Annotated in this window: 6 protein-coding genes; 3 read left to right on the top strand and 3 right to left on the bottom strand. The window is 69.1% G+C overall.

All coding sequences use genetic code 11. The features are described 5' to 3' along the window. Together ACWGDX_RS25460 and ACWGDX_RS25455 are read left to right on the top strand one after the other, a co-directional pair. Nucleotides 1–447, top strand: a 447-nt coding sequence (locus ACWGDX_RS25460) for a phosphotransferase (RefSeq protein ID WP_453629068.1), incomplete at its 5' end; no start/stop codon positions are given. 347 nt (nucleotides 448–794) lie between these two features. After that, the gene (locus ACWGDX_RS25455; protein WP_453629066.1) at nucleotides 795–2,258 is read left to right on the top strand and encodes a multicopper oxidase family protein; all 1,464 of its coding nucleotides are present in this window, start codon (nucleotides 795–797) and stop codon (nucleotides 2,256–2,258) included. A gap of 75 nt (nucleotides 2,259–2,333) precedes the next feature. Here the strand turns inward: ACWGDX_RS25455 and ACWGDX_RS25450 are convergent, their stop codons facing one another. Beyond that, nucleotides 2,334–2,795 carry an anthrone oxygenase family protein gene (locus ACWGDX_RS25450; protein WP_453629064.1) on the bottom strand — a complete coding sequence of 154 codons (462 nt, stop codon included), beginning with the start codon at nucleotides 2,793–2,795 and terminating at the stop codon, nucleotides 2,334–2,336. Nucleotides 2,796–3,153: 358 nt separating this feature from the next. Between ACWGDX_RS25450 and ACWGDX_RS25445 the strand changes: the two genes are divergently transcribed. Beyond that, on the top strand, nucleotides 3,154–3,951 hold the full coding sequence (locus ACWGDX_RS25445; protein ID WP_453629062.1) for a DNA-binding response regulator: 798 nt from the start codon (nucleotides 3,154–3,156) through the stop codon (nucleotides 3,949–3,951). Between the two features lie 111 nt (nucleotides 3,952–4,062). On the opposite strand, the gene ACWGDX_RS25440 is transcribed toward ACWGDX_RS25445, so the two are convergent. Together ACWGDX_RS25440 and ACWGDX_RS25435 are read right to left on the bottom strand one after the other, a co-directional pair. After that, nucleotides 4,063–4,920 carry an ABC transporter permease gene (locus ACWGDX_RS25440; protein WP_453629061.1) on the bottom strand — a complete coding sequence of 286 codons (858 nt, stop codon included), beginning with the start codon at nucleotides 4,918–4,920 and terminating at the stop codon, nucleotides 4,063–4,065. Further along, nucleotides 4,917–7,553 carry an alpha/beta fold hydrolase gene (locus ACWGDX_RS25435; protein WP_453629059.1) on the bottom strand — a complete coding sequence of 879 codons (2,637 nt, stop codon included), beginning with the start codon at nucleotides 7,551–7,553 and terminating at the stop codon, nucleotides 4,917–4,919. The genes ACWGDX_RS25440 and ACWGDX_RS25435 overlap by 4 nt, the downstream gene beginning before the upstream one ends. Nucleotides 7,554–7,668 lie beyond the last annotated feature (115 nt).

Raw genomic sequence — 7,668 nt, 5'->3', positions numbered from 1 at the left:
GGCGATCTGCTCTCGGGAGACCGGCGCGCGCTCGTCCGCCATGCGGCCGGGCATCTGCTGAAACTGACCGACCTGCTCGCCCCGGGCCATATCCACGGCGACGCGCAGGAGCGCAACGTTCTCTGGTCCGGGTCCGGGTCCGGGTCCGGGTCCGGGTCCGGGCGCCTGGCCATGATCGACTTCGAGCGGTCCCGGTACGCCCCGGCCGTCCAGGACTTCGTACGGCTGGCCTGTGGCCCCTGGCAGGACCGTGACGATCTGCGCACCGCCTTCTTCCAGGGCTACGGCCGCCCGCTGACCGAGACCGAACGCCACGCCCTGCCGTGTCTGGCGGCGCTGGACGCCGCGAGCTGTCTGGCGTACGGACCGGCCCATGGCGAACACGATTTCACCGAGCGCGGACTGCGCACCCTGGACCGGCTGGAGAAAGGCACCTTCCGCCGGTAGGGCCGATTCCCGCGCTCCCAAGAATTTTCCGCATTTTCCGTATCACAGCGTCAAGGCATTACGGCGCCTTGATTACGGCGCCTCGCGAATCCCCGGGAGAATCCGGATCGAGAAGCGCTGGATCTCCGCTCGACCCCCGCTGGATCCCGGCTGGACCTGCGCTGGACCTGTCCTGGAACCGTACTGGACCGGCGCTGGGTCCCTATCCGGCGATAGACGGCACAAACACCATGAGAACCGCCCGCGCGGAACCGATCCCGACCGGCGAGCACTTTGGGCTAGGTAGCATCCCCGCGATCGGAACGGGGACCGACTCCTTTTCCCCGGAATCCCGGAAGGATTTCCCAGTGTTCTCTCGTCGTCATGCGATACGGATCGGACTCACCGCGGGAGCCCTCGGCGTCTCGGGCGCCACAGGCTGGACGGCACAGGCGCTCAGCGGCCGAGGCACGCGCGGTACGGCAGCGGCGGCGGCCGTACCCGCCGCTCCTGTCACCCCGTTCAGCGTGCCCCTCACCCGGCCACCGGTGCTTGCGCCGGTCCGCAGATCGGCGACCACGGACTACTACTCGGTGGTGATGACCAAGGCGCGGCGCGAGATCCTGCCGGGCACCACCACGGAGCTGCTCACCTACAACGGCTCCTTCCCCGGGCCGACGATACGGGCCCGCTCCGGGCGGACCGTGGTGGTCAAGCAGGTCAACTCGCTGTCCATGCCGACCTCGGTGCATCTCCACGGCGGCAACAACCCGACCGCCGACGACGGCGGCGCGATGGACACGATCGCCCCGGGCGCCACCAGGACGTACACGTACGCCAACTCCCAGCCGGGCGCCACGCTGTGGATGCACGACCATGCCCACCACATGGAGTCCGAGCATGTCTATCGCGGACTCTCCAACGTCTATCTGCTGGGCGACGACACGGAGGACGCGCTCGGGCTGCCGTCCGGCGAGTTCGAGGTGCCGCTGGTTCTGCGCGACGCGCGGTTCGACGCGGACGCCCAGCTCGTCTACGAGATGGACGACGCCTTCAACCGGACCACGATCCTGGTCAATGGCAGGCCCTGGCCCGTACTGAAGGTCAAGGGACGCAAGTACCGCTTCCGGCTCGTCAACTCCTGCAATCTGCGTATCTTCGCGCTTCAGCTCTCCGACGGCAGCGCGATGACCCAGATCGGCTCCGACGGCGGGCTGCTGGCGAGGCCGGCCACGGCCACACAGCTTCTGCTCTCCCCCGGTGAACGCGCCGACCTCGTCATCGACTTCGCCCAGTACCGGCCGGGTACCCAGCTCGTGCTGAAGAACCTGCTGGGGCCGGGTCCGGTCGAGGAGGTCGGACAGGTGATGCGGTTCGACGTCGGCGCCCGGGTCCATGACTCAAGCAGGGTTCCCGCCGTACTCGCCTCGCTGCCGACGCCACGGAAGGCCACCGTGGAACGGAGCTTCGAGCTGAAGATGGACGAGACGAGCGCCTCCCCGCAGGGGTACATCAACGGGAAGGGTTACGACCCGGACCGCATCGACACGACCGTGCGCTGGGGCACCAGCGAGGTGTGGACCGTCACCAACGCCAGCACCCTGATACCGCACAACTTCCATATGCACCTGGTGCAGTTCCGCGTCCTCGAACGCGACGGCGCACCGGTCGGCGGGGCGGAGGCGGGACGCAAGGACACCGTGCTGCTGATGCCGGGGCAGACCGTGAAGCTCCAGGTCACCTTTGACAGTCATCGCGGGGTGTTCCCGTATCACTGTCATCTGATCGACCACAGCGCGATGGGGATGATGGCCAACCTCAAGATCGTCTGACCGTCGTCCGACCGGTCGGACGACCGGTCGACCAACTGATACGAGCTCGTTCGGGCCGGTGGGGCGCCACCGTCGCTAGGAGAGGGTGGCGCTGACCATCAGCACGAAGGCGGCGACGGAGAACAGGGTGCGGGCCCGGTGGCAGGCGTTCCAGCGGGACTCGAAGGACCTGCGCGCCACACTGTCGGGGGAGGAGGTCGACGCGGCCAGCGCGTTGTTGAGCGGGACATTGCCGCCGATGGTGATGAAATGGTTCAGAACGGCGCAGACCAGTCCCGCGACCAGAAGCCACTTCTGGTTGTCCGAGCGCCCGTCGACGGGAATGGCGAGGGCCGCGATCGGGAAGCCGACGATGGCGAAGAAGGTCAGCAGGAAGAGCGGGCGCGGTACCAGTTCATTGATCCTGCGCATGGCCGGGACGAACTGCTCGTCCGTCAGCCGGGCGAGGGCGGGCATGACACCGGTCTGGAATATGAGGAAGTTACCCGCGAACAGACCAGTGGAGATCACGGAAAGAGCAAGCAGCATAGTGGCCATGGGCACATCATCCCGCACCAAGAGGCGCACACGGCACGGTTCTTGAGCACTCCTCGATCACGGTAAAGGGTCACCCGGGCACGTCATCCTCATCGGTGAAGGTTCGGCCCGTCCCTGGCCGGCCCCTGGCGGTTCGTCGTCATCGTCCCTCCGTCTCATGTGTCTCACTTGTCGCGGGTTGTCCCGGACGGCTTGTGTCGTTTCATACCGAGTGATCACCAGCGTGCGGCAGAAGGGGCGGATCGCGGAGGCTCTGGCATGGAGTCGCCACTCCCTGAACTGCACTTGTCACGGTGAGCGATGATGTGCGTACATGGAGTGGCGTACGGCTCCGAGGGGATGGCGGGGGTGGTCAGCCGTGGCGGATGTTCCAGGGTCCGTGCTCAACAGGTCGGCGCTGTCGTTGGGCGTGATGCGGGAGGACGTGGTGGACACGCTCCATCCTCCCGGCCGGCAGATCCGAGGGGTGCGTCAGGTGACGGCCACACTGACGGCCCTGGTCCGCTCCGCCCGCCGCGAGCTGCTGATCTTCGATGATCCGGGAAGCTGTCTGGGCCAGTGCATTCCCGAGCAGTTCCTTGAGTTCGCCGGTGCCTGTGTGCGGGCGGCGGGCGATCTGGACTGGCAGGACGGCGGCCCCGGCACGGGCCCCGGCGCCGGCGGAAAGGGGCGTGGACGCTCGCCCTCGATCGGTGTCCGCCGGATCGTGCCCCGGCACGGGCTGGCCGGGCTCGCGTATCCGCTGCCGCGCCAGCTTCCCGGCCGGGCCAGACAGACGGACTCCATCCCGTTCAAGATGATCCTGGTGGACCGCGCGGTCGCGGCGGTGCCGCTCGATCTCCAACTCCACTACCACGGACTGCTGCTGATCCGCGATCCGGTGGTCGTCCAGGCGCTGGTCCGTACGCACCAGACATGGTGGGAGACGGGCGAGGAGCTGCCCACCGCCGCGCTCCCCACCCCCGGGGTGCTGCCGGGACAGCTCCGGCCCGTGCTGGAGGCCCTGCTGGCCGGGCTCACGGACGAGACGGCGGCCACCCGCCTCGGAATGTCGAGCCGCACATACAGCCGTCGCGTCGGCGATCTGCTGACCGCCCTCGGCACGACGAGCCGCTTCCGGGCGGGCGCGGAAGCGGCTCGAAGGGGATGGATCTAAGGGCTGTCCTGCGATTGATCCGTCCTGTGATTCTGATCCGTCCTGTGATTGCGCCGCTGTCCGCAATTCGGCCGGGTTCCTGTAATTCCCCTGGGGATTACAGGCCAGTCCTCAGGAAACGATGTCCTTACGGGAGAAGCCGCGGAAGGCCAGGGCGAAGAGAATCAGCGCATAGGTCACGGAGATCGCCGAGCCTTTCAGCATTCCGCTCCATTCGAGCTGCGGCTGAAGCGCGTCCGCCCAGGCGAACTGCCAGTGCGCGGGCAGGAAGTCCCGCCAGGATCCCAGCGCCGTCACGGCGTCCAGCACATTGCCGACGATCGTCAGACCGACCGCGCCGCCGACCGCCCCCAGCGGGGCATCGGTCTTCGTCGACAGCCAGAAAGCGAGTCCCGCGGTGACCAGTTGGGAGACAAAGATGAACGCGACAACCAGAGCCAGCCGCGGCAGGGCGTCGGCGGAGGCCAGGGAGCCGCCCGTGGGCAGTTCGAGTGGCCGCCAGCCGTATGCCACCGTGCCCACCGCCAGCCCGACCAGCGGCAGCAGCACCATCGCCGCCGCACTCATACCGAGCGCCACCACCAGTTTGCTCCAGAGCAGCCGGGCCCGGGGCACCGGTGCGGCGAGGAGATAGCGCAGCGAGGACCAGCTCGCCTCGGAGGCCACGGTGTCCCCGCAGAACAGCGCGACGGGCACCACCAGCAGAAAGCCCGCGGAGACGAAGAGACAGGTGGCGGCGAAGTTGGCGCCGGAGGCGGTCGCGGTCTCGATCAGGGTCACCCGGTTGTTCTCACCGTTGCCCGGAGTGCCCCCGATCGCGAAGGCCGCGACAAGGATGAAAGGCAGGGCGACCAGCACCCCGCCCATCGCCAGCGTCCGCCTGCGCTTGAGCTGACGCAGCGCCTCGACCCGTAGCGGCAGGGTGCGCCGTGTCCGGTAGCCGGGGGCCGATTCGGTCAGCGCGCTCATGCGGAGCCTCCTGAGATCAGGTTGAGGAAGGCGTCCTCCAGGCGGCGGTGCGGCCCGACGCCGGTGAGAGGTACGTCCAGCCGCACCAGCTCGGTGATCAGGGAACTGGTGCTCGCGCCGTCGAGCTGTACGAGCAGTCCGTCGTCCGTGCGTACGGCGGAGCCGATCCCCGCCAGCGAGGCGACCTTCTCCACGACGGGCTCGGACACCTGTTCGGCGGTGGTGATGAGCAGGGTGTCGCCGGATCCGGTGATCTCCGCGACCGGGCCTGCCTGGATGAGCTGCCCGCGGTGCATGACCACGAGATGAGTACAGGACTGTTCGACCTCGGAGAGGAGATGGCTGGAGACGATGACCGTTCTGCCACCGGCCGCGTATCTGATCATCACATCCCGCATCTCGCGGATCTGCGGCGGATCGAGACCGTTGGTCGGTTCGTCGAGGATCAGCAGATCCGGCATACCGAGCATGGCCTGGGCGATGGCGAGCCGCTGCCGCATGCCCTGGGAGTAGGTGCGTACGGCCCGTGCCAGCGCGTCCCCGAGCCCGGCGATCTCCAGGGCCTCCTCGATATGGGAGTCCTCGGCGGGGCGGCCGGTGGCCTGCCAGTACAGCTCCAGATTGTCGCGTCCCGAAAGATGCGGCAGGAAGCCCGCGCCCTCGACGAACGAGCCGACACGGGAGAGCACGGGAGCACCCGGCCGTACGGCATGTCCGAAGACCCGGATCTCGCCTGCGTCGGGGCTGATCAGCCCCATCAGCATGCGCAAGGTGGTGGTCTTGCCCGCGCCGTTCGGGCCGAGCAGCCCGAGCACCTGTCCCTTCTCGACCCGGAAGGAGAGATCCCGTACCGCGTACCGGTCGGCGGACTTGGCGTACCGCTTGCTCAGATCGGTGATCTGCAAGGGCACCTCGGCGAGCGCGGGATCGGGTGCCGGGGCGCTGGTGCGGCGGCGTGCGGTGAGCAGCAGGGCGCCCGCGATCAGCCCGCCCGCGACGGGCAGTCCCCAGACCCACCAGGGCAGCCCGGTGGAGCCGGTGGTGAGGGCGGGCACGGTGGGTACGGTCAGCGGACCGTCCAGGGAGACCCGGTAGGTGGCCGGGGCGGCCGGCGAGGCATAGGCGAGGTCGGTGGCGGCGAGGACGACCCGGAGCCGGTGGCCGGGCACGACCTGATGGTCGATGGCGGGCAGCGTCAGCTCGACGGTTCTGCCCTGGCGCGCGTCCTCCACCCGTACGGGCGCGACCAGCTGCGAGGGCAGTACCTGCGAGCGGCCGTCGGGGCCCACGTCGTACACCTTGGCGAAGAGCACCGCGTCACCGCTGGTGGAGGCGACCGTGGCCCGGACCGTCGGAGAGCCGGTGATCCGCAGCGAGTGGTCCAGCGGCCGGGAGTCGAAGGCCGCGAACTGTCCGGGGAAGTCACGGGCGAGTCCGACACCGAGCGAGGAGAGCTGGGAGACTCCGCCGGTCAGTCCCGGTACGGCCGAGACCGCGGGCGGGCTGGCGCCCGCCGGATTGGCGAAGGTCTGAGGGCGGGTGCCGCCGCCGAGCGGCACGGTGGTGGAGCCGCTCTCCAGTCCCGGATAGCGATCGCTGCTCGCGCCCCGGAGCAGGGTCTCGCCATCGGTGGAGTCGATGCCTCCGGTACGGCTGACCCGGAACGCGGGTCCGGTGTCCGTGCCCTTGTCGTCCTTGAGATAGCGGTCGAACCAGGAGGAGATCCGCCCCTGGAGCCGGTCGCTCTCCTGGTCGCCGCCATCGTGTCCGCCCGCCATCCAGTCCACGTCGACGGGGGCGCCGTTGGCGCTGATCGCCTGGGCCATGGCATCGGCCTGGCCGAGTGGGAAGAGGGAGTCGGTCTGGCCCTGCACGATCAGCGCGGGCACATCGATACGGTCACCGACGGCGGACGGGCTGCGCTCCTCCAGCAGCTCACGGGCGGCGGTGTCGGGTGTGCCGGAGACGGCGACCCGCTGGTACATGGCGCAGAGCCGCTCCTCGAAGGTGGCGCAGCCGCCGCCGGTGGAGAAGAAGATCCCGGCCCAGAGCTTCTTGAAGACACCGTCGGGGAAGAGCGCGTCGGCGAGGTTCCAGTAGGTGATCAGTGGGGCGATCGCGTCGACGCGCTGGTCGTATCCGGCGGCGAGCAGGGAGACGGCGCCGCCGTAGGACGCGCCGGTCACCCCCACCCGGGGGTCGCCGGCGCGGTCGAGCCGGACCTCGGGCCGCTTCGCCAGCCAGTCGATCAGCCGGGAGACGTCCTTGACCTCATGGTCGGGGTCGTTGAGCCCGATCTCTCCGGTGGACTTCCCGAAACCGCGCGCCGACCAGGTCAGCACCGCGTATCCGTCGCGCGCGAGCTTCTGGGCCTGGGCCCGTACGTCGTCCTTGCTGCCACCGAAGCCGTGCCCGATCAGCACGGCGGGTCTGCGTCCGCCGTCGGTGGTGAAGTACGAGGTGTCGATCCGGGCGCCCGGCATGTTGAGCACCTGGTCCTGCTGGTGGACGGCGGGCGGACCGTCCGAGGCGACGGCGGTCCAGGTACCGGCTCCGACGAGCACGGCGAAGGCGGCCACGCCCACGAGCCAGCGCGGGCGTGACCGGGACCGGCGGGGGGTTCGGGTCTCCATGCTTGAACCCTAAACGGGCCCCGGTACCGACGGCGCTGACACCGGTCGGAACTCGGAGGCCTCCTCGGGTAGTACGGGGCGGCGCCCGCGTACACCAGACGCGGTACGCGGGTCG

Source organism: Streptomyces sp. NPDC055025 (genome assembly GCF_053608565.1).
This window is presented reverse-complemented; position numbering and strand designations above follow the sequence as displayed.